Below are 20,115 nucleotides of genomic sequence, written 5' to 3'. Positions count from 1 at the left end.
TAACTTGTAGAGAGGATTAATTATTGGAAAAGATAGTATTTATACCTATGTATTACCACAAAGATGTGGTAATACACATAGAAAAGATTTAACTGTGATAGTTAGGAGACTCTTTAGTAATGGTTACATCATGCACATGAGACTCTTTCAAACCAGCACTTGTAATTTCAACAAATTCTGCTTTTTCCCAGAATACCTTGATAGACTCTGAACCACAGTAACCCATAGATGAGCGGAGTCCACCTACCATTTGATGCACGACATCTGAGATACGTCCTCTATATGGTACACGTCCTTCAATACCTTCTGGTACAAGTTTATCAGCAGCTGTTCCCTCTTGGAAGTAACGGTCAGTACTTCCCTTACTCATAGCACCTATACTTCCCATACCTCTGTACTCTTTGAACTGTCTTCCGTTAAAAAGTATCATCTCACCCGGTGCTTCGTATGTTCCTGCAAGTGCAGAACCCAACATCACTGAACTCGCACCCACTGCTAAAGCTTTTGCTACATCACCAGAGTATTTGATACCACCATCAGCAACCACAGGTACGCCTGCTTTGTTTGCTACTTGGGCTACTTCATCGATAGCAGAGATCTGAGGTACACCCACACCGGCAACGATACGTGTCGTACAGATAGAACCAGGTCCTATACCAACTTTAACTGCGTCAGCTCCTGCATCTATAAGGTCTTGTGCTGCAGCAGCAGTTGCGATATTACCTGCGACAACATCGACATCTAGAGTTTTCTTGATGAGTTTAAGCGTATCAATGATACCTTGTGAGTGTCCATGTGCAGAGTCAAGTACGATGACATCTGCCCCTGCTTCTACAAGTGCTTTAGCACGGTCAAGCTGACCTACACCTATGGCTGCCCCTACTCTTAGACGTCCATGTTCATCTTTGTTTGCATTAGGGAATTTTTCTTTTTTCTCGATATCTTTAATAGTAACAAGACCTTGCAGTACATCATTTTCATCTACAATAGGAAGTTTTTCTATCTTATGTTCCTGTAGTATTTTAGCTGCATCTTCTAACGTGATACCTGCTCTTGCAGTAAACAAAGGTGCCTTGGTCATCACATCTGAAATGATCAGACTCATATCAGTAATGAAACGCATATCACGGTTTGTGATGATACCTAAAAGTTTCATATTTTCATCTACAACAGGGACACCAGAGATCTTATATTCACCCATTAAAGCATCTGCATCTGCAACTGTTTTATCTGGAGCTATATAGATGGGATCAATGATGATTCCACTTTCAGACTTCTTTACTTTTGTGATCTGCTTTGCCTGTGTCTCAATATCCATATTTTTATGGATGATCCCAATACCGCCTAAGTGTGCCATTGCAATAGCTGCTTTGTACTCTGTTACTGTATCCATCGCAGCAGAGACGATAGGTGTGTTTAGTGTTACACGTTTTGTAAGGTTACTTTTTATACTGACTTCTTTAGGAAGGACAAGTGAATGTTGCGGTACAAGTAATACGTCTTCAAATGTTAGTGCTCTTTTTTTAATTCTCATGTTATTCCTTATTTTGTATAGTTTACAGCTTTTTCCATGCTTGCAGCACCATCAAAAAGCGTTTTTTCATTAAATGCTTTAGCGATGAGCTGTAAACCTATTGGCATACCTTCATCATCTTTCGCAACTGGTAATGAAATTGCAGGAAGTCCTGCAAGGTTGATAGCGATCGTATACATATCACTTTTGTACATTTCAAGTGGGTCTTCTGAGGCTCCTATCTTAGGTGCAACAGTTGGTGCAACAGGTGATAAGATAAGGTCTGCCTCTTCAAAGATAGCGTTAAATTCATCTCTTATAAGGTGTCTGACTTTTTGTGCTTTTACATAGTATGCATCATAATACCCCGATGAGAGTACAAAGTTACCAAGTAAGATACGTCTTTTTACTTCTGTACCAAAACCTTCGCTTCTTGTGTTGAAGAAAAGCTCTTCCGTGCTTTTAGACTCTCCTCTCGTTCCATAACGTACACCATCAAAACGCGCAAGGTTTGTAGCCGCTTCTGCTGTTGCCAAAATGTAGTAAGTCGCAATGTCATACTTAGTATTTTGCATATTTTTATGTACGATAGTATGTCCAGCTTCTTTAAGTAGCTTAACTGTTTGCGCATATGCTTTTTGTGTATCTTCATCTGCTTCAGAAATGTAGTTATCGATCACAGCAATAGTTAACTTAGCATCAGAATTAATATTGTTAGCGATATCTTCTATCTCAAAGTCTGCAGAAGTAGAATCTTTATCATCATGCCCTTTGATAGCATCATATAAGATAGCCGCGTCTTCTACATTTTGAGCGATGGGACCGATCTGATCAAGAGAAGAAGCATATGCTGCTAAACCAAAACGACTTACACGTCCATAAGTAGGTTTCATCCCAACTACACCACAGTACGCAGCAGGTTGACGGATAGACCCACCTGTGTCTGAACCAAGTGCGGCTATAGCGATGCCACCTGCGACTGCTGCAGCAGAACCACCCGATGATCCTCCTGGTACCCTATCTGTTCCATGCGGGTTTTTAGTGGGACCATAAAAAGAACTCTCTGTTGTTGAGCCCATCGCAAACTCATCCATGTTTGCTCTACCAAATGCCATCATTCCTTTAGATTTAAGGTTTTTGATCGCAGTGGCTTCATAAGGAGCGATGTAGCCTTGAAGGATCTTAGAACCAGAAGTTACTGACCAGTCCTTTACTTGAATGTTGTCTTTAATAAGGATAGGTACACCCTCACCTGAACTCTCAAATCCTACATAAGCATTAAGTCCAGACTCTTTGGCTTTTGTTTCAAGTTCAGTTCTCAGCTCTGCTAACTCTTCATTAGATTTGGTTAACGCTTCTTTTAGTGTTATCACTTTATATCCTTACTATCTTGTTTCTTTTTATAATACGCCACAACTGCCAAACCAACTCCAACCAATCCAAATATAAATACAATAGAGCCTATAATTACAGGCATTTGGATAGGCTGAGTCATGTCAAACATTAAGCCACAACTTTTGTACAACGCTCACAAGCACACTCTTCAGATGTACTTGTGAATCTCCAACATCTTGGACATTTCAAAGCAGTTGCTTTATGTACAGTAAATGTTTTGCCTTCTACTTCAAAAGAAGCTACCTGTTCACCCTCAGAACTTGATTTCATAGCCGAAACCACAAACCAGTCTTCAAGGTCTTTACTGTCATTGATAGCAAATGTACTCATGTCACCAGCAATTTCTACTTCAAGTGTAGACTTCATGAGTTTCTCTTTTTTGAGTTTATCAACAGCTTCTGAGAACTTCACTCTTGCTTCTAAAAGTACCGTGTCATCAAAAGAGCTTGCAACTTCTGGTACTTCAATATATACAAGATCAAATACATTTTCCATATCACCTTTGAAAAGTGCCGGTGCATACTCAAGTATCTCATCTACCGTGTATGTCAATACTGGTGCCACCAACCCTAACATCGATTTAGAAATGTGCGCCATCGCTGACTGTGTTGCTCTTCTGCTTGCATCATTTTTATCTTCACAATAGAGTCTGTCTTTTGTGATATCCATATAGATACCTGAAAGCTCATTGGTGATAAAGTGGTTAAGTGTCGCAAATCCTCTAAGGAAATCATATGCATCAAAAGAGCTTTTCACTGAAGCAAATACCTCTCTGGCTTTAGTAAGTATCCATCTGTCCAGCTCACCATACGCGTCATTTTCAACATAGGCTTCAAGGTCATCTACATTCGCAAGTAAAAATCTAAAGGTATTTCTTATCTTTCTGTACTGCTCTGCTGTTTGCTTCAAGATACCATCAGAGATCTTTAAGTCTGTCTGATAGTCAGAAAGCGCAACCCATAGTCTCAAGATCTCAGAACCATACTGCTTGATAACTTTATCTGGAGCAACTACGTTACCCTTGGACTTAGACATCTTTTCACCCTTATCATCCACAGTAAATCCATGAGTGATAAGTGTTTTGTATGGTGAAACTTCATTAACTGCTGCAGAAAGTAACAATGATGACTGGAACCAACCTCTATGCTGGTCACTACCTTCTATGTAAAGTGATGCCGGGTATTGTCCTGCATCATAGTTACCTGAACTTAATACTGAATTCCAAGTTGAACCAGAGTCAAACCATACATCCAAGATGTCAGAAATCTTCTCTAAGTCATCTGGATTATACTTGCTTCCTTTTGGTAAAAGTTCTGCACTTGACATAGAGTACCAGGCATCTGCACCATGCATATCAAACAAGTTTGCTACATGTTCCAACACATCAATATCAAAGATAACTTCTTTCGTACTCTTAATTCTAAAGAACGCTATAGGCACACCCCAAGAACGCTGACGGGAAATACACCAGTCAGGTCTACCCTCAATCATCGGTTTGAGACGGTTCTTAGATGTCTTAGGGTAAAAGTCAACACCCTCTATGGCATTAAGTGCGGTATCTCTAAGAGTGTTTTCTGCACCTTGAGCTTTATCATCTATAGAGATAAACCATTGGTTCGTTGCTCTATAGATAAGTGGTTTTTTCGTTCTCCAACAGTGTGGATAGGAGTGAACAAACTTACTCTCTTTTAAAAGTGAATCACCAAGTATTTCAAGTATTGGCTCATTTGCTTTAAAGATGTGCATGCCCACAAACTCTTCAGGACGTGGTAAGAGGTTCAGCCCTACCACACTCTCATCAAAACATCCGCGTTCATCTACAGGCATCACAACATCAAGACCATACTTAAGTCCCACTTTGTAGTCATCTTCACCATGACCAGGAGCAGTGTGTACACATCCTGTACCACCGTCCATAAGTACATGGTCACCAAGTACCACTGTAGATGTACGACCACTTACAGGGTTGATCGCTAGAAGATTTTCCATTTCAGTTGCTGCGATCTTTCTTGAAGCATGTCCAGATACTACACCCTCTTCAATCATCGCATCATAACGTGCTTCTGCTACGATATGACCATCATCGGTAAGTACATACATCTCTTCAGGATTTAAAGAAATACCTGTATTTGATGGAAGCGTCCACGGTGTAGTTGTCCAAATGACAAGTCCGGCTTTACCTTCTACACCTACCTTCTCTTTGGCAGCATCAGAAAGTTCAAAATGCACATAGATAGAGTAATCTTCTTTATCTTCATACTCCACCTCTGCATCTGCCAGTGCTGTTCTAGCAGCCCATGACCAGAAAATAGGTTTATGACGTTCTACCAAAAGACCTTTTTTTGCAACTTCACAAAGTGTTCTGTAAATGTTTGCTTCAAATTTAAAGTCCATTGTCACATAAGAGTTCTCCCAGTCTGCGATAACACCTAACTGTTTAAAACCATCTCTTTGGATATCTACAAACTTCGCAGCATGTGCTCGACAAAGCTCTCTAAACTTCTCTGTTGGCATTGCTTCTTTTTTACTTTTGCCAAGTTTCTCTTCAACTTTCTGCTCAATAGGCAAGCCATGACAGTCCCAGCCCGGAGTCATACGAACTGCTTTACCTTGAAAATAGTTATATTTTAAAATTATATCTTTAAGTACTTTGTTGAGTGCATGACCTATGTGGATGTCACCATTGGCATACGGAGGTCCATCATGCAGTGTAAACATTTCAGCATCTGCACGTTTTACTTTCATCTGCTCATAAATATCTGCATCAAACCATGCATTATATTTTTTAGGTTCATTTGTTGGAAGATTTCCACGCATCGGGAAGTCAGTTTTAGGGAGGAGTAATGTATCTTTAAAATCCATGTGTGATAATACCTTAGTCTTATATTATCCCGTGATTGTATCTAAAAGAGGATTAGAGGCTACTTTTGCTACAATTATCTTATGAAAAATATACATAATATCGTAGAAAAAATTATCCAAAACCTCACAGAGCAAAACCAAACTATCACTTTTGCAGAAAGTTGTACCGGTGGGCGCATTGCAGCTGCATTTACAGCTATATCTGGAGCATCTGAGATACTAGATGGATCATGCGTAACATACTCTAATGACATCAAACATCTTTGGCTAGGAGTTGAAAATGAAGTTTTAGACAAATATGGTGCCGTAAGTTCTCAGTGTGTCTCTCAAATGTTAGAAGGTATACAGAGATTGGCAGGCTCTGACTATGCTATAGCAGTGTCAGGTATAGCAGGGCCTACTGGTGGTACGGAGTTGAAACCTGTAGGAACTGTTTATATAGGTTTACAAACACCATTCTCTCAAGAGGTATTTCATTGTAATTTTTCTGGGCCAAGAGAAGCTATTCAAGAACAATCCACAGTCTTTGCCATTGAGAAATTAGCAGAAATATTAAATATCTGAACTATTTCCCATAAATCTCTTGACAATCAAAGGTTTCTGAGCTATAATTCCGTCCACTTATTCAAGTAATGAGTGCAAAATGTGTGACCCGTTAGCTCAGTTGGTAGAGCAATTCCCTTTTAAGGAATGGGCCCTAGGTTCGAATCCTAGACGGGTCACCACTTTTACAATATATGGTCGCTTAGCTCAGTTGGTAGAGCGCTACCCTTACAAGGTAGATGTCACAAGTTCGAGTCTTGTAGCGACCACCATAACAATGTAATTAAAAATGATTTTATCATTTTCAAAGCACTAGTGCGAGAGCTGTCTGCTGAAGACAACACAGCGTTAGCGTAGTAAAGATGGACTTTGTTCATTTTACGTTCTTTTAATAGGTATGCGGTGGTAGTTCAGTTGGTTAGAATACCTGCCTGTCACGCAGGGGGTCGCGAGTTCGAGTCTCGTCCACCGCGCCATTACATTGTTTGACCCGTTAGCTCAGTTGGTAGAGCAATTCCCTTTTAAGGAATGGGCCCTAGGTTCGAATCCTAGACGGGTCACCACTTTTAACAATTTTATGTTTACGGTATCTGATGACCCTTTCATCTAGTGGCCAAGGATATTACGTTTTCAACGTAAAAACAGAGGTTCAAATCCTTTAGGGGTCGCCATATTCTGTTCCAAATAAACATTAAACTATGGTCGCTTAGCTCAGTTGGTAGAGCGCTACCCTTACAAGGTAGATGTCACAAGTTCGAGTCTTGTAGCGACCACCATGTACATTTAAGTTAATTAAAGTACAATTTTTTTCAGCCATTTATTTGGTTTAGGTGCGGTGGTAGTTCAGTTGGTTAGAATACCTGCCTGTCACGCAGGGGGTCGCGAGTTCGAGTCTCGTCCACCGCGCCACTTCTTTTAAAATAATCATTATACAAATTACAGATAGGTTCTATTTCAATAAAATCACTATTTTCCTACACACTACGTACACACTTCCTCATTATAATTCACTTGTAATTAGATTAGTCTCTAATAAATTTATTTCATTGAGAAAGGAAACATCATGAAAAAGTTAATTTTAACGAGTGTTATTGCACTAGGATTGGGATTAGGATTTGCATATGCAGAGAATAAAGCTGCTATTGAGTTAGAACATGCGAATAAAACAGCTAATGATGCTGAAAGTGTAGGCGGGGATATGTCAAAAATGAAAGCTGCTGGAAAATGTAATGCTGACCAGAGTGCAAAAGTGAAAACAAAAACGAAAAAAGCACCAGTAGCACAAAGCAAGGCTGAACTGGAATTAGAACATGCAAATAAAACTGCGACTGGTGATGATAGTGTAGATGGTGATATGAAAAAAATGAAAGCTGCCGGAAAATGTAATAGTGGTCAATAATTCACTATAGTTTTCTCTTCTTTGATTAAAAAAAACACCTTTTGTAATAAATAGATGTGGGTGTATTTCTTACCTTCATTCCCAACATCTCGTTGGGAATGAGAAAGTAGTAAAAGCCATTAATCCCTCAACCTAATCCGCACAGATTCTTCATGTGCAGTCAACCCCTCAGTATTTGCGATCATTGCACAAGCACCACCTATCTCTTTCATGCCCTCTTTACTCATAGAGATAATAGAAGACTTTTTCAAAAAGTTCTCCACAGAAAGTGGTGAATAGAACTTCGCTGTTCCACCGGTAGGGAGCGTGTGGTTAGGTCCTGCTACGTAGTCACCTATAGGCTCAGGTGTATTTTCACCTAAAAAGATGGCCCCTGCATGTTTGATGCTATCTAATAGACTCATAGGATCTTCAGTAATCACTTCCAAGTGTTCTGGTGCTATCTCATTCATAAGATCAATAGCTTCATTCATATCTTTCGCAACGATGATAGCTCCTCTCTCCTCTATAGACTTTCGTGCTATCTCTTCACGGGAGAGTGTACCAAGGAACTCTTCAACTTTGTCACTGACTTTGTTAGCCAACTCACCATCAGTAGTAATGAGTATAGAACTAGCCATCTCATCGTGTTCTGCTTGTGAAAGCAAGTCTATAGCGATATAGTCTTCTCTTGCTGTTTCATCTGCAAGTATACCTATCTCAGATGGTCCAGCAATCATATCGATATTTACTTCACCATACACAAGCTTTTTAGCTGTAGCTACAAAGATATTTCCGGGACCAGTAATGACATCTACTTTAGGGATGGTCTCAGTTCCGTATGCCATTGCACCTATGGCAGAAGCACCACCTACTTTAAAGACTTGTGTTACTTTGCATAAGTGACACGCAGCAAGAAGAAGCTCATTGAGCTCATTATCCGGTGCCGGTGTACATACCACTATCTCTTCGACACCTGCAACTTGTGCAGGAATAACATTCATCAGAAGTGAGCTTGGATAGGCTGCTTTTCCACCAGGGATGTAAAGCCCTGCTCTATCTACAGCAGTCACCTTTTGTCCAAGTATAGTTCCATTAACTTCTGTATCCATCCAAGTTCTTGGCATAAGTTTTTGATGATAGTTTTCTATACGATCATAGGCTAAGTGTAGTGCATCCCGAAGTACAGGATCTATATTGTCATAGGCTTTAGCCATATCATCCGTAGAGACTAAAAGTGCATCATCATTTGCAGGTTCCCATCTGTCAAATTTTGCTATCTGAGATTTAAGTGCAGTATTACCCTCAGTTTGTATCTCTTTAAGAAGTCCAGAAACAATGCTAGTCACACCTTCTATATCCATCTTACCACGTTGAAGTAATTCGTTAAAATTTGCCTCAAAAGTGTCATCACTACTGTAAAATATTTTCATTTACAAGTCCTTATATTTTCGTTCATATCTCGGGAGCATACTCTCATTACCTAAAATTCCACCTTGATGGATGTACAGTGTAGGCTTTGAAAAGACCTCAGGATGGGCAAGCAAAACTCGCCATCCAAGAGGGTCATAAAGTAGGTCAAACTCCACTCCAGTTTGTTGTTGTAATTTTAGCCAAATTTTGTAATTTTCAGGGTAAAGTTTTCCAAAATGGTGTTTTTTCTCTAACGTTAAGATAGTGGGATGATATATTTCATTCTCCTCTAACTCTAAAAATTGCTTCTTTAGATAGTTTACATCTCCTACACAAGGTGTGGTTATAACCACATTGTTGGGAAGATGTTTTTGTAAAAAAAGTGCTGTAGTACCCGTACCAGAAGGTAAAAAAATATTTAACTCTATAATATTATTTTCCTGTTGCCAAGTAATAATTTCTTCTGCCAATACTTTGATACCATACTCAGCTTCTTTTTGTCGTCCACCTTCTTCTATAAAAAGTGTATTATCGTTTAAGTTATCGGTCGATTCTATCGACCCTACATTAATTTGCATGCCATTATCTAAAGCACCTTTATAATTGCCATGAGGATTCTCTTTAAGATACTCAGCTATATGATCCACAAAATACTCAAACTCCCACCCTCGCATCTTTGCCAACACAGAAAGTGAATACATGGCATTTGACTGTGCAGAACCATAGGAGATTATTTTGTTAATGTGAGGGAAATCATTTTGAAGAAAATAGTAAAGTTTACGGGCTTTATTACCAGAAAAATCTGGGTGAAGTAAGTCATCACGTTTCAGATAAAAAGTTTGACTTTCAAAAGAAATAGTTTCAACAGGAGAAGATAAATCAAAAGTCACATCAACCTCCATCAAATCACACGAAGTGTGCTTGTCATCTCGAACGCCCTTGAAAGCAAAGCGATTCGAGAGAGATGACGATTTTTTGCTTCGTTTTTTCTAAAAAAATGAAGAGAGGAACAACCCCACAATTCAAATCATAAGGAAATTAATTAAACGAATTAATTACGTCCTACACAATTAAGATCATCAAACGCTTGTTCAAGTCTAGCTATCATAGACTCTTCACCTGCACGAAGCCACTTACGCGGATCATAGTAACTCTTGTTTGGCTTATCATCACCCTCAGGATTACCGATCTGTCCTTGCAAATAGTCATGATGATACTTTGCATATTCTCTAACACCATCCCAATATGCCCACTGCGTATCTGTATCAATATTCATCTTGATAGCACCATAAGAGATAGCCTCACGGATATCTTCAAGTTCTGAACCTGAACCACCATGGAAAACAAAATCGACCGGCTTAGCACCTGTGTTGTATTTTTCTTCTATATATTTTTGTGAATTATCTAGTATTTTTGGTGTAAGGCTAACGTTACCTGGTTTATATACACCATGCACATTACCAAATGAAGCTGCAATAGTGAATTTGTCAGAAACTTTCATAAGCTCTTCATATGCATATGCTACTTCTTCTGGTTGCGTATAAAGAAGTGCATTGTCTATCTCAGTATTATCTACACCATCTTCTTCTCCACCTGTAACACCCAGTTCTATCTCAAGTGTCATACCCATTTTGGACATACGTTCCAAGTATGCTTTACATGTCGCGATGTTCTCTTCTATAGGCTCTTCAGAAAGATCGATCATGTGAGACGAAAAAAGTGGAACACCATAAGCTTTAAAGTGTTCTTCACTTGCATCTAATAACGCATCGATCCAAGGAAGAAGTTTTCTTGCAGCATGGTCTGTATGAAGTACTACCGGTATACCATAAGCTTTTGCCACAGTATGTACATGTTTTGCACCGGAAATAGTACCTAGTATGGCAGCTTGATCAGAAGGTAATCCTTTACCTGCATAGTATGCTCCACCACCGTTAGAAAACTGAATGACGACAGGGGAATTTACATTTTTAGCTGCTTCAAGGACTGCATTGATAGAAGTGGTACTTACTACGTTAACAGCAGGAAGAGCAAAACCTTCATCTTTTGCAACTTTGAACATTTTCTGAAGATCATCACCTGCAACAACACCCGCTTTAACTACATCTAATACTTTTATAGACATTTAGAACTCCCCTTTTTTTATAGAATTATTTTAATTTTATCTTTGCATTTTTCATTAATTCTTTAACCACTTTTTCTTGTTTAAGCTGCATTGTAATACTGTTTTTAGCCGCTTCAAATGGTGGGATCTGTTGTTTGCTTTTTGCTGCCTTTGCCGCTTCTACCATCTTATCATATGCTGTTTTAACCTCATCATCAGATACACCGACACTTGACATTTTTTTCTGCATCCAGAAGCCGGCGATTGCTGCTTCTTTCTCTTTAGCTGTTAAACCTTTTTCTGCTGCTACAGCTGCCAACTTTTTTGGTGCCATCATTTCGATCAGTTGTTTTTTAGCATCTTCTGGAAGTGTTGCCCAGGTCTTCTGACCTTTTGTAAGTATATTAAGTGCTTTATCTGCTTCTGCCACAGTAATTTCCATATCATTTACTGTACCTGCTATAGCAGCAGGTGACTTAGCTTCTGCAGCCACGTAACCTGTAGTAAGTATAAGTGCCAATCCCAATGTTGTTAAAGTTTTTATCATTTGTATCTTGTCCTTTTTTACAATTATTTTGAAGTATTTTACCAAATATTTACCAATTACTGATTAATAGATTTGTTTACTGTACTTTTATCTCTACATCTTTCATTAAAGTGCCTACCATCTGTTTATCTTTCATCTGAAGTTTCATTTTATCTTTAACAGTTTCAAATGCAGGAATTTGTGTTGTGGCATTATTCTCTTCTGATCGTTGTTTTAACTGATCATATACTTTTTTCACCTGCTCATCAGTGATCTTGATCTTTAATACTTCTTTCTGCATCCACAAACGTGAATATACAGCCTCTTTCTCTTCTACTGATAACTCTTTTTGAGCACTATCCAATGCAAGTACAGGCAGAGCCATTTCTTGAATAAGTCTTAAACGTTGTTTCTTAGGTAAATGGTCAAAGTTTGACATTTTACCTTGTGTTCTCTTTTTAAGATGAGCATCTGCTTCTTTTTTAAGAATTTTATGCCCATTTATTGTGGCAACTACTGCTTTACTCGATCTTGTTTTTGGTACATTTTGTACAGGTTTGGCTTTTCCATTTATATTAAGGTTACTTAAGTTCACCATAGATGGCGATGTATCTTTTTCATTTAACATATTCGTCAAAGAATTTTTTAATGCATCAGCAGAGACCGGGCTAACAAATAAGCCCAAAGACAAACTCAAAACAACTAAATATTTTTTCATTAGATTTTCCCCATTTTAATTACTAAAAGATTACTTTTTAGTTGCATTTACTTCTTTTGAAGGATCAACGATCTTTGCTTTGCTTTTAAGCTCTTTAGCCACTTCCGTAATCTTTGCAGAAAATTGCTTCTGCTTAAGTGATACGATGATCTTCTCTTTAACTTGCTCATAAGGTGTTGGCTTTGCTTCTGCTTTACCTTCAAGATAAATTACATGATAACCAAACTGTGTTTTCACTGGTGTAGTTGTCATTTCTCCAACTTTAAGTGCCCAAACTGCTTTTGAGAATTCTGGAACCATTTGTCCTTTGCTGAAATTTCCGAGATCTCCACCTTTTGGACCTGAAGGACCTGTAGATTTTGCTTTTGCCAACTCAATGAACTTCTCTTGAAGTGCTTTATCTTTAAGAGGTGCAAGTGTATCAATGATCTCTTGTGCTTCTTTCTCTTCTTTTACCAAAATATGTCTTGCATGTACAGAGTCTTGCTGCATAAATTTATCAGCATTTTTATCATAAAACTCTTTTGCTTCACTGTCACTGACTATAGTATTATCCATTTGCATTTTCATCCACATGTTTACAAGAAGTTCTTCTTTGATCTTTGCCATATTTCGTATAAAATCCGGTTTTTTATCAACACCCTCTTGCTTAGCCAACTCTGTAAAAAGTACTTTTTCAACAAGTCTCTCTTTTATCATATTTTGTTGTGCCGCATCTAACTGAGAAAAATGTGCATTCGGTGAAGATGCATTTACAAATGTCTCAGCATCCTGTTTAGTGATATTTTTACCGTTAACAGTCACAAGTATGTCTGATGCTACTACAGATGTTGCCATGACTGCAACAGCCAGTAGTGAAGTTTTTGCTAGTTTTAACATTATTATTAGTCCTTAATTGTATAAATTTAAGAAGAATTATATCCCTATTGGGTAAATCATTGATTAATCAGAAACCTTCCAAATCATTTTAGTTCCTTAGAATAGGTTATATCTAGCGGCTTCTATGGTATTATTTTAGTCTTACTTAGATTTAGAAAGAGGTATCAAAGCATGGCCAAAGTGAAAAAAGCAACAAAAAAAGAGATCGAAGAGATCAAAGCACTTTTTTTAAAACATTACCCGGACTCAGTAACTGAACTTGAATACCGAAATCTTTATGAACTGCTTATCTCTGTAATGCTCTCTGCACAATGTACGGACAAACGTGTCAATGTCATCACTCCTGCTCTTTTCGAAGCCTATCCTGACCCTGTCTCTCTGGCCAATGCTGATCTGGATGAAGTAAAAAGCTACATCAACACCTGTTCTTTTTTCAATAACAAAGCCAAAAACCTTATCAAAATGGCACAAAGTGTCGTAGAAAATTATGAAAATGAGATACCGTTAGAGAGGGATGAACTTGTTAAGCTCGCAGGTGTAGGACAAAAAACAGCCAATGTCGTGATGATAGAGTATGCAGGAGCGAACCTTATGGCTGTAGATACACATGTCTATAGAGTCGCTCATAGATTTGGACTTTCTGATGCTAAAACTGCTGTGAAGTGTGAAGAGGAGTTAAGTAAAAAATTTAAAACAGACCTGCACCTGCTCCATCAGGCGATGGTTCTTTTTGGCAGATACAAATGTAAAGCACTCAAGCCAGAGTGTGAAGAGTGCTTTATGGCTGCACATTGTAAGACAACTCAAACATTTAAAGTTTAATTTTTATTTTTCGTCATGTGTTCGTCTATGATAACGCTCGACTATCTCCGGGTCATGATGAAGGTTGATCTTTGCATCCTTTTTACCCTCATACGGAATCTGTGCAAGTGCGTAACGTATAGACTCCAATCTGGCTCTTTTCTTATCATTACTGTCGACTATGATCCATGGTGCATATCCAGTATGTGAACGGCTAAACATCTCTTCTTTATAGTATGTTACTTTATCCCACATCTCTTGTGCTTTCTGATCCACTGGACTCAACTTCCAGTGCTTAAGAGGATTACTCATACGCTCTTTAAATCTTTTTTGTTGATTTTCTTTCGTGATAGAGAACCAAAACTTGATCAAAATAATTCCATCATCAATGATCGAATGTTCGATCTCAGGCACTTGTTTCATAAACTTCTCATACTGTTCAGGAGTACAGAAATCAAATACCGGTTCTACGATGGCACGGTTATACCAACTTCTATCGAAAAATGTAATTTCACCCGGATTTGGCAAGTGTTGGAAATATCGTTGGAAGTAAAACTGTCCTGTTTCCACTTCTGTTGGTTTTTGGAGAGCAACGACTCTGAATTTTCTAGGATTGAGATACTGGGTAAAACGTTTGATCGCTCCACCTTTTCCTGCGGCATCCCGTCCTTCAAAGATGATCATCACACGTTTGTTGTTATCATAAACCCAGTTTTGTAGTTTAATAAGCTCTACCTGTAGTGCTTTTAACTCATTTTCATACTCAACATTACGTGTGATCTTTGCAAGCTTTTTCTTATTCATCAGTTGAGACAGACCACTTTTGGTTTTCAATAAGTGAAAATTCTGCTCAAGTTCTTTAAGGATATTTTTCGATTTTTTATCCTCTACATTCTTATTTAAATACTCTATATCCTGAAATATTGTTTTCATTTTACTCCTTCATTTTAGGCATTTTTTGCCATTGGTATCTTTTAAGCTTACTCCTATCTGACTTACCATGAAATTATAAAAATTATTTGTAAAAACTATTTATAAAAGTGTAACAAAAATACACATATCATAATGCTAAACTTTATCAATGATCCTTTGAAGTACTTCAAACGTTTTCTCCACAGAATCCATCTTTACTTTCTCTCTTGTAGAGTGAGGATAGCGTATGGTCGGACCTATGGAAGCAAGTTTCATTTGAGGATATTTCTCTCCTATGACACCACACTCCAGTCCCGCATGTATCGCCATCATTTTGGTTGTACCGAACACAGATTTCATCTCTCGGCTCACTAAGTTAGTAAAATCACTTATATCTGGTTTCCATGCAGGGTATTTATCTTCCAGCTCTACATCAAAACCATAACTTTCAAAAAATGATACTGTCTCGCTTGATAATATCTCTAATTTTTCTGCACCCATCGCTCTTGCACTTGTTTCTACTGTAAGTCTACCTTTTTCATCTGCAGTAATGATAGCAAGGTTAATACTCACATCAGGAATACCCAACTCCACATTTTGTGCTCTTACACCATGTTCAAAAGTATGGATCATATCGATCACTTTATCTCCCTCACCCAATACCAAAGGCTGCTCATTTAGTTTCCTTGCTTGAACCATATCTGTACTCTCTAAAGCTGTTTCGCTATAGATAATAGCCACTGCATTTGCAGGGATGGAGTTACGACGTTCTCCTCCATAGATACTTGCTAATTGTGTAACGTTATGAGTATGAAGATATGCACCTAACTCTTTTATAGCTGAAGGGATACCTTTATCTATGTCTACACCGGAGTGTCCACCTACAAGTCCTTTCACTGCAACTTCATAACACTCACCTTTAGCATCCACATAGCTATCTTGTTTTACAGCAGTGATATCTACACCACCTGCACACCCTATGTACACTTCTGCTTCATCTTCACTGTCTAGGTTCAGCATCTGCTTACTCTTCAGATCAAAAGCTACTTCATTTGCACCGATAAGTCCTATCTCTTCATCAGAAGTAAGTAAAAACTCCAACTCTTGCTCCTCATCCATCAGTCGCATCATCATCGCGATCGCCATACCATTGTCTGCACCCAAAGAGGAGTCTTTGGCCTTCATCCAACCATCCTCTTCATACGTTTCTACAATAGGTGCTTTACCCATACAAACCATATCATAGTGTGCTTGCAGGCAAAGGGTTGGTGTTCCTCTAGAGATGAAGATATTTTTCACCTCATCTATCTCTACAGAGTAACTTCTATCTTTTGCAAACATAACTAAAAAATCCAATAATTTATCGGCTTCTTTACTACAGTGCGGGATTTGAGTGAGTGTTTTAAAATGATCTATAATTGCTGACATAAGGACTCTTTTTTTACAAATTATAGTACAATCTCATAAAAAATAGGATATTTTATGTGCCTTATTGTCACCATCATCATGCTCGTACTCTCTATCCAAAATCTTATGCAGCATCAATGGCTTGTAGGTATCATACAACTCATCATAGCCCTTGGATTTTTACTACTGCTCATACGTAACATTAGAAAAGTAAGATGTGACAAAAATGGTGGTTGTGATAATGGGTGTTTAATCACTGATTGGATAACTAAACTATTTAAAAAGAGAGAAAACTAATGGAACATTTTTTTACCTGCCCCTACTGCTGGGAACGTATCTCTATGATACTTGACAGTTCTGAAGAGTCTAGTGATTACATTGAAGATTGTGAAGTATGTTGTCGTCCTATCGAACTGATATTTAGATTTTCCGGAGAAGACCTCGTGAGTTTTGAAGCTAGAAGAATGGAGGGTATCTAACCCATCAATCACACAAAGTGTGCCTGTCTCTACGAACGACCTTGAAAGCAAAGCGATTCGAGAGTAGAGACGATTTTTTGCTTCGTTTTTTCTAAAAAAATGAAGAGAGATACAAAGCCCCAAGTAAAATGATAGGAAACAAGAAAAAACATTTTATTATCTAAATATTGTAAAAAGGTGCGTTAGCAAACGCACCCTACAAATTCAAATCGTGAAACCATCATACCATCAACCTCAACCTTCTCCACAAACATCTCATAAGGACGCACCCACATCCCCTCTTCACCATAAAGTGCTTTATACACCACCATCCACTCTTCAGTCTCAGAGTGTTGCGCAGTGGTTAGCACTTCATAAAGATTCCCTTTATAATGTTTATAGATTCCCGCTTGAAGTTTCATACTAGAATTTTTTACCTACATAAAAGTCATACACCCAGGCAGAAACAGCATTAAGCTCATCTTCACTCAATTTTCCTTTAAGTGAAGGCATCAGATCAAATCTCTCCAATGCCATAGCCTGACACATACTCTTATCAAGATGTGGATACATGACATAATCTTTGATAAATGCGATCACCACTGCTCTATGTATCTCATCATCAATATCTTCAACGATCTTTATATTATTTTTAAGTTGCCCTGAAACCTCTACCATAGGCGGTGCTTTAATCGTTTTAAAGACCTTTTTAGTCTCTTCAGCTGTGATCATCTTTATATGACAAGAGGCACAGGCTTTATCAAATACCTTTTCACCATCGATCTTTTGTTCTGCACCCATAAGTGATACTGTACCTATCAATAGTATTAACCATAACTTCTTCATTCTTGCTCCTATTACATATTTTTATAGTATTTTATCATAAAATATTTAGGTGATCCCTAAAAATCCTAGATACTCATAATGGGTTTTGCAAATGTAAGATTTTGCAAGAGATTTTTAAAACATAGCCATAGCTACGTTGAAGAAAATATCTTGTGAAAGATTGCGTTTGCAAAGCCCACCCTTCGGGTATCACTAGCTTTCGCCTATACGTCGTTACTCTTTTTCGACTTAGCTACAGCTAGGACTTCAAAAGAGTGCCTAGCTTAGACAAAAGCTAGAGATGTTATGAGTACCTAGGGTTTTTAGGGATCACCTTTATTCAGTCACCCAAAAAGTATTTTGATGTACAATAATTCAACATAAAAAGGAGTTTGTATGCCAAAGAATATTTTTAATTGTCCACTTCCTGATGAAAAAGGTTATTTTGGAGAGTATGGAGGATCTTTTATCCCCCCTGAACTTCAAACTATTATGGATGAGATCACTGCTTCTTATGAAGAGATCCGACAAGATCCTGCATTTCTTGCTGAGTTGACTGATCTCTATCAACACTATGTGGGTCGTCCAAGTCCTATCTTTCATGCAAAACACCTCTCAGAGAAATACGGTGCAGATATTTATCTTAAAAGAGAAGACCTGAACCATACCGGTGCCCATAAGATAAACCACTGTTTAGGTGAAGCACTGCTTGCTAAAAAAATGGGTAAAAAGAAGCTCATTGCTGAAACCGGTGCGGGGCAACATGGTGTGGCACTTGCTACTGCTGCTGCTTTAGTAGGGCTGGAATGTGACATTTACATGGGTGAAGTTGATATGGTAAAAGAACATCCAAATGTAGTACGCATGCATATACTGGGTGCAACTGTTATACCTGCAACACATGGTCGCCGTACACTTAAAGAGGCTGTTGATACTGCTTTTGAAAACTACATGAAAGACCCTATCACACAGTTTTATGCTATCGGTTCCGTGGTAGGTCCCCACCCTTTCCCTCAAATGGTAAGAGATTTCCAATCCATCGTAGGGGTGGAAGCCAAAGAGCAGTTCCAACAAATGACAGGTAAGCTGCCTGATAATCTTGTTGCCTGTGTAGGTGGTGGTTCTAATGCCTTGGGACTCTTTACTGCATTTTTCAATAATAAAAATGTAGCCATGCATGGTGTTGAGCCAGCAGGAAGAGACTTGGAAACTCCCGGAGAACATGCTGCCACTATGACAAAAGGGAAGCCTGGTGTTATGCATGGCTTTAAATCATATATGCTTCAAGATGATCAAGGTGAACCACAAGAAGTTTATTCTGTAGCATCCGGACTTGACTACCCGTCTGTAGGACCACAACATGCCTACTTAAAAGACTTAGGTCGTGTAAAGTATGCTTCTATCACCGATAAAGAAGCGATAGATGCATTTTTTGAACTCTCCAGAGAAGAGGGTATCATCCCCGCTATCGAGTCAGCACATGCAGTAGCCTACGCCATAAAATTAGCTAAAGAGCCAAACATTGGTACCATACTCATCAACCTCTCAGGACGCGGAGATAAAGATATAGATTTTGTGGTTGAAAATTACGGAAAAGAGTATGGTATCAATTAATCACTCGAAGTGTGCACTGTCACTGTGAACACCCTTGAAAGCAAAGCGATTTGAGAACAGTGACGATTTTTGCATACTTTTTCTAAAAAAGTATGAGAGAAACAAAGCCACGGTTAAAATAAGAGTGAATATAATAAACTTTACTTAGCCTAAAGGAATTAAGTTATGAAAAAATGGAGTCTAAATTTTAGAATTTGGCACTGGGTACATGCAGCGGTAGTTTTAGGACTGCTTGGCACAGTATTTTTACGAAAAACATTTTTAAGCTGGAGAACGAACTCTGAACTTCTCACACAGAAACTCTCAGAGATCAATCTGGAAGTCACAGCTGAACAAGCAAAAGTCCTTGCAAAAGCCATTCGTGCTCCGATGTGGGAGTGGCATATCATTTTAGGATATGCTTTGGCTGTTCTGTTGGTCTGGAGGATCATACTCTTCTTTACCCAAAGTGGAAAACAGAACTACCAAAATCTAAAAGAAGAAACTTTTCATAAAAAGATGGTAAAACTTGGCTATATCGGTATCTATGGTATTCTACTCTTTATGGCTGTAAGTGGATTGATAATTCATTTCTATGAAGCACTTGGTCTTACCAAAGATGGTGCCCATGACATCAAAGAGATACATGAACTTGTTTTTAATGCTGTTCTTATCTTTGTACCACTGCATATTATCGGTGTTTTTGTTGCAGAGAATCAGGATGAAAAAGGGATACTTTCAGATATGGTTAACGGCGGGAAAAAATAAACTAGAAGTAGGAGTTTAGT

General features: G+C 38.4%; 20 protein-coding genes and 7 tRNA genes. 14 read left to right on the top strand and 13 right to left on the bottom strand.

Annotated elements, in window-relative coordinates; translation table 11 throughout:
• Positions 1-88: 88 nt before the first annotated feature.
• From guaB to ileS, 3 genes are all read right to left on the bottom strand, one after another.
• The gene (gene guaB, locus ACLHDG_RS03465) at positions 89-1,534 is read right to left on the bottom strand and encodes an IMP dehydrogenase (protein WP_415407595.1); all 1,446 of its coding nucleotides are present in this window, start codon (positions 1,532-1,534) and stop codon (positions 89-91) included.
• An 8-nt stretch (positions 1,535-1,542) separates the two neighbouring features.
• Positions 1,543-2,886 (bottom strand): Asp-tRNA(Asn)/Glu-tRNA(Gln) amidotransferase subunit GatA, encoded by a 1,344-nt coding sequence (gatA, locus tag ACLHDG_RS03460; protein ID WP_415407594.1) that lies wholly within the window; start codon positions 2,884-2,886, stop codon positions 1,543-1,545.
• Between the two features lie 130 nt (positions 2,887-3,016).
• On the bottom strand, positions 3,017-5,770 hold the full coding sequence (ileS, locus tag ACLHDG_RS03455; protein ID WP_415407593.1) for an isoleucine--tRNA ligase: 2,754 nt from the start codon (positions 5,768-5,770) through the stop codon (positions 3,017-3,019).
• An 81-nt stretch (positions 5,771-5,851) separates the two neighbouring features.
• On the opposite strand from ileS, the gene ACLHDG_RS03450 reads away from it, so the two are divergent.
• The 9 genes from ACLHDG_RS03450 (at position 5,852) to ACLHDG_RS03410 (ending at position 7,712) form a co-directional block, all read left to right on the top strand.
• On the top strand, positions 5,852-6,334 hold the full coding sequence (locus tag ACLHDG_RS03450; protein ID WP_415407592.1) for a CinA family protein: 483 nt from the start codon (positions 5,852-5,854) through the stop codon (positions 6,332-6,334).
• Positions 6,335-6,419: 85 nt separating this feature from the next.
• A tRNA-Lys gene (locus tag ACLHDG_RS03445) sits at positions 6,420-6,495 on the top strand.
• Between the two features lie 14 nt (positions 6,496-6,509).
• Positions 6,510-6,585, top strand: a tRNA-Val gene (locus ACLHDG_RS03440).
• Positions 6,586-6,712: 127 nt separating this feature from the next.
• Positions 6,713-6,789: transfer RNA gene (locus ACLHDG_RS03435), tRNA-Asp, on the top strand.
• Positions 6,790-6,800: 11 nt separating this feature from the next.
• Positions 6,801-6,876 (top strand) — tRNA-Lys (locus tag ACLHDG_RS03430).
• 32 nt (positions 6,877-6,908) lie between these two features.
• Positions 6,909-6,984, top strand: a tRNA-Glu gene (locus tag ACLHDG_RS03425).
• A gap of 29 nt (positions 6,985-7,013) precedes the next feature.
• Positions 7,014-7,089 (top strand) — tRNA-Val (locus ACLHDG_RS03420).
• Between the two features lie 56 nt (positions 7,090-7,145).
• Positions 7,146-7,222 (top strand) — tRNA-Asp (locus tag ACLHDG_RS03415).
• A gap of 154 nt (positions 7,223-7,376) precedes the next feature.
• Complete coding sequence (locus tag ACLHDG_RS03410; protein WP_415407591.1) at positions 7,377-7,712, top strand: hypothetical protein; 336 nt, start codon at positions 7,377-7,379, stop codon at positions 7,710-7,712.
• 119 nt (positions 7,713-7,831) lie between these two features.
• Here ACLHDG_RS03410 and hisD read toward each other — a convergent pair whose 3' ends face one another.
• The 6 genes from hisD to ACLHDG_RS03380 form a co-directional block, all read right to left on the bottom strand.
• On the bottom strand, positions 7,832-9,124 hold the full coding sequence (hisD, locus tag ACLHDG_RS03405) for a histidinol dehydrogenase (RefSeq protein WP_415407590.1): 1,293 nt from the start codon (positions 9,122-9,124) through the stop codon (positions 7,832-7,834).
• On the bottom strand, positions 9,125-10,006 hold the full coding sequence (locus ACLHDG_RS03400; protein ID WP_415407589.1) for a 1-aminocyclopropane-1-carboxylate deaminase/D-cysteine desulfhydrase: 882 nt from the start codon (positions 10,004-10,006) through the stop codon (positions 9,125-9,127). It lies immediately after the preceding gene.
• 149 nt (positions 10,007-10,155) lie between these two features.
• Positions 10,156-11,229, bottom strand: coding sequence for a class II fructose-bisphosphate aldolase (gene fbaA / locus ACLHDG_RS03395; protein WP_415407588.1), 1,074 nt, complete (start codon positions 11,227-11,229; stop codon positions 10,156-10,158).
• 25 nt (positions 11,230-11,254) lie between these two features.
• Positions 11,255-11,755 (bottom strand): hypothetical protein, encoded by a 501-nt coding sequence (locus tag ACLHDG_RS03390; RefSeq protein ID WP_415407587.1) that lies wholly within the window; start codon positions 11,753-11,755, stop codon positions 11,255-11,257.
• A 76-nt stretch (positions 11,756-11,831) separates the two neighbouring features.
• Positions 11,832-12,452, bottom strand: coding sequence for a hypothetical protein (locus ACLHDG_RS03385; RefSeq protein ID WP_415407586.1), 621 nt, complete (start codon positions 12,450-12,452; stop codon positions 11,832-11,834).
• A 30-nt stretch (positions 12,453-12,482) separates the two neighbouring features.
• Positions 12,483-13,331: a peptidylprolyl isomerase gene (locus tag ACLHDG_RS03380; RefSeq protein ID WP_415407585.1), complete on the bottom strand. Its 849-nt coding sequence runs from the start codon at positions 13,329-13,331 to the stop codon at positions 12,483-12,485.
• A gap of 171 nt (positions 13,332-13,502) precedes the next feature.
• On the opposite strand from ACLHDG_RS03380, the gene nth reads away from it, so the two are divergent.
• Positions 13,503-14,153: an endonuclease III gene (gene nth, locus ACLHDG_RS03375; RefSeq protein WP_415407584.1), complete on the top strand. Its 651-nt coding sequence runs from the start codon at positions 13,503-13,505 to the stop codon at positions 14,151-14,153.
• A 3-nt stretch (positions 14,154-14,156) separates the two neighbouring features.
• Here nth and ppk2 read toward each other — a convergent pair whose 3' ends face one another.
• Positions 14,157-15,065: a polyphosphate kinase 2 gene (gene ppk2, locus ACLHDG_RS03370; RefSeq protein ID WP_415407583.1), complete on the bottom strand. Its 909-nt coding sequence runs from the start codon at positions 15,063-15,065 to the stop codon at positions 14,157-14,159.
• 135 nt (positions 15,066-15,200) lie between these two features.
• Complete coding sequence (locus ACLHDG_RS03365; RefSeq protein WP_415407582.1) at positions 15,201-16,472, bottom strand: M20/M25/M40 family metallo-hydrolase; 1,272 nt, start codon at positions 16,470-16,472, stop codon at positions 15,201-15,203.
• Between the two features lie 54 nt (positions 16,473-16,526).
• On the opposite strand from ACLHDG_RS03365, the gene ACLHDG_RS03360 reads away from it, so the two are divergent.
• Positions 16,527-16,748, top strand: a complete 222-nt coding sequence (locus tag ACLHDG_RS03360) for a hypothetical protein (RefSeq protein WP_415407581.1) — start codon at positions 16,527-16,529, stop codon at positions 16,746-16,748.
• A complete protein-coding gene (locus ACLHDG_RS03355) occupies positions 16,748-16,930 on the top strand; it encodes a CPXCG motif-containing cysteine-rich protein (RefSeq protein ID WP_415407580.1) in 183 nt (60 codons plus the stop codon). The genes ACLHDG_RS03360 and ACLHDG_RS03355 overlap by 1 nt, the downstream gene beginning before the upstream one ends.
• A 182-nt stretch (positions 16,931-17,112) precedes the next feature.
• On the opposite strand, the gene ACLHDG_RS03350 is transcribed toward ACLHDG_RS03355, so the two are convergent.
• Together ACLHDG_RS03350 and ACLHDG_RS03345 are read right to left on the bottom strand one after the other, a co-directional pair.
• A complete protein-coding gene (locus tag ACLHDG_RS03350; RefSeq protein WP_415407579.1) occupies positions 17,113-17,331 on the bottom strand; it encodes a DUF1653 domain-containing protein in 219 nt (72 codons plus the stop codon).
• 1 nt (position 17,332) lies between these two features.
• Positions 17,333-17,755 carry a c-type cytochrome gene (locus ACLHDG_RS03345; RefSeq protein WP_415407578.1) on the bottom strand — a complete coding sequence of 141 codons (423 nt, stop codon included), beginning with the start codon at positions 17,753-17,755 and terminating at the stop codon, positions 17,333-17,335.
• Positions 17,756-18,130: 375 nt separating this feature from the next.
• Here ACLHDG_RS03345 and trpB point away from each other — a divergent pair, with 375 nt between their 5' ends.
• Positions 18,131-19,348, top strand: a complete 1,218-nt coding sequence (gene trpB, locus ACLHDG_RS03340) for a tryptophan synthase subunit beta (RefSeq protein WP_415407577.1) — start codon at positions 18,131-18,133, stop codon at positions 19,346-19,348.
• 165 nt (positions 19,349-19,513) lie between these two features.
• The gene (locus ACLHDG_RS03335) at positions 19,514-20,095 is read left to right on the top strand and encodes a cytochrome b/b6 domain-containing protein (protein WP_415407576.1); all 582 of its coding nucleotides are present in this window, start codon (positions 19,514-19,516) and stop codon (positions 20,093-20,095) included.
• Positions 20,096-20,115 lie beyond the last annotated feature (20 nt).

This window comes from Sulfurovum iocasae, from assembly GCF_047716765.1.
In the GTDB taxonomy this organism is placed as follows: Bacteria; Campylobacterota; Campylobacteria; order Campylobacterales; family Sulfurovaceae; genus Sulfurovum.
The sequence above is the reverse complement of the archived record's forward strand: the minus strand, read 5'-3'. Positions and strand labels throughout refer to the sequence as shown.

What these genes read in the sequence shown, in the direction of transcription:
- guaB (WP_415407595.1), bottom strand. Translation starts at nt 1,534, where the DNA reads ATGAGAATTAAAAAAAGAGCACTAACATTTGAAGACGTATTACTTGTA.
- ileS (WP_415407593.1), bottom strand. Translation starts at nt 5,770, where the DNA reads ATGGATTTTAAAGATACATTACTCCTCCCTAAAACTGACTTCCCGATG.
- ACLHDG_RS03450 (WP_415407592.1), top strand. Translation starts at nt 5,852, where the DNA reads ATGAAAAATATACATAATATCGTAGAAAAAATTATCCAAAACCTCACA.
- ACLHDG_RS03410 (WP_415407591.1), top strand. Translation starts at nt 7,377, where the DNA reads ATGAAAAAGTTAATTTTAACGAGTGTTATTGCACTAGGATTGGGATTA.
- hisD (WP_415407590.1), bottom strand. Translation starts at nt 9,124, where the DNA reads ATGAAAATATTTTACAGTAGTGATGACACTTTTGAGGCAAATTTTAAC.
- ACLHDG_RS03400 (WP_415407589.1), bottom strand. Translation starts at nt 10,006, where the DNA reads ATGGAGGTTGATGTGACTTTTGATTTATCTTCTCCTGTTGAAACTATT.
- fbaA (WP_415407588.1), bottom strand. Translation starts at nt 11,229, where the DNA reads ATGTCTATAAAAGTATTAGATGTAGTTAAAGCGGGTGTTGTTGCAGGT.
- ACLHDG_RS03390 (WP_415407587.1), bottom strand. Translation starts at nt 11,755, where the DNA reads ATGATAAAAACTTTAACAACATTGGGATTGGCACTTATACTTACTACA.
- ACLHDG_RS03385 (WP_415407586.1), bottom strand. Translation starts at nt 12,452, where the DNA reads ATGAAAAAATATTTAGTTGTTTTGAGTTTGTCTTTGGGCTTATTTGTT.
- ACLHDG_RS03380 (WP_415407585.1), bottom strand. Translation starts at nt 13,331, where the DNA reads ATGTTAAAACTAGCAAAAACTTCACTACTGGCTGTTGCAGTCATGGCA.
- nth (WP_415407584.1), top strand. Translation starts at nt 13,503, where the DNA reads ATGGCCAAAGTGAAAAAAGCAACAAAAAAAGAGATCGAAGAGATCAAA.
- ppk2 (WP_415407583.1), bottom strand. Translation starts at nt 15,065, where the DNA reads ATGAAAACAATATTTCAGGATATAGAGTATTTAAATAAGAATGTAGAG.
- ACLHDG_RS03365 (WP_415407582.1), bottom strand. Translation starts at nt 16,472, where the DNA reads ATGTCAGCAATTATAGATCATTTTAAAACACTCACTCAAATCCCGCAC.
- ACLHDG_RS03360 (WP_415407581.1), top strand. Translation starts at nt 16,527, where the DNA reads ATGTGCCTTATTGTCACCATCATCATGCTCGTACTCTCTATCCAAAAT.
- ACLHDG_RS03355 (WP_415407580.1), top strand. Translation starts at nt 16,748, where the DNA reads ATGGAACATTTTTTTACCTGCCCCTACTGCTGGGAACGTATCTCTATG.
- ACLHDG_RS03350 (WP_415407579.1), bottom strand. Translation starts at nt 17,331, where the DNA reads ATGAAACTTCAAGCGGGAATCTATAAACATTATAAAGGGAATCTTTAT.
- ACLHDG_RS03345 (WP_415407578.1), bottom strand. Translation starts at nt 17,755, where the DNA reads ATGAAGAAGTTATGGTTAATACTATTGATAGGTACAGTATCACTTATG.
- trpB (WP_415407577.1), top strand. Translation starts at nt 18,131, where the DNA reads ATGCCAAAGAATATTTTTAATTGTCCACTTCCTGATGAAAAAGGTTAT.
- ACLHDG_RS03335 (WP_415407576.1), top strand. Translation starts at nt 19,514, where the DNA reads ATGAAAAAATGGAGTCTAAATTTTAGAATTTGGCACTGGGTACATGCA.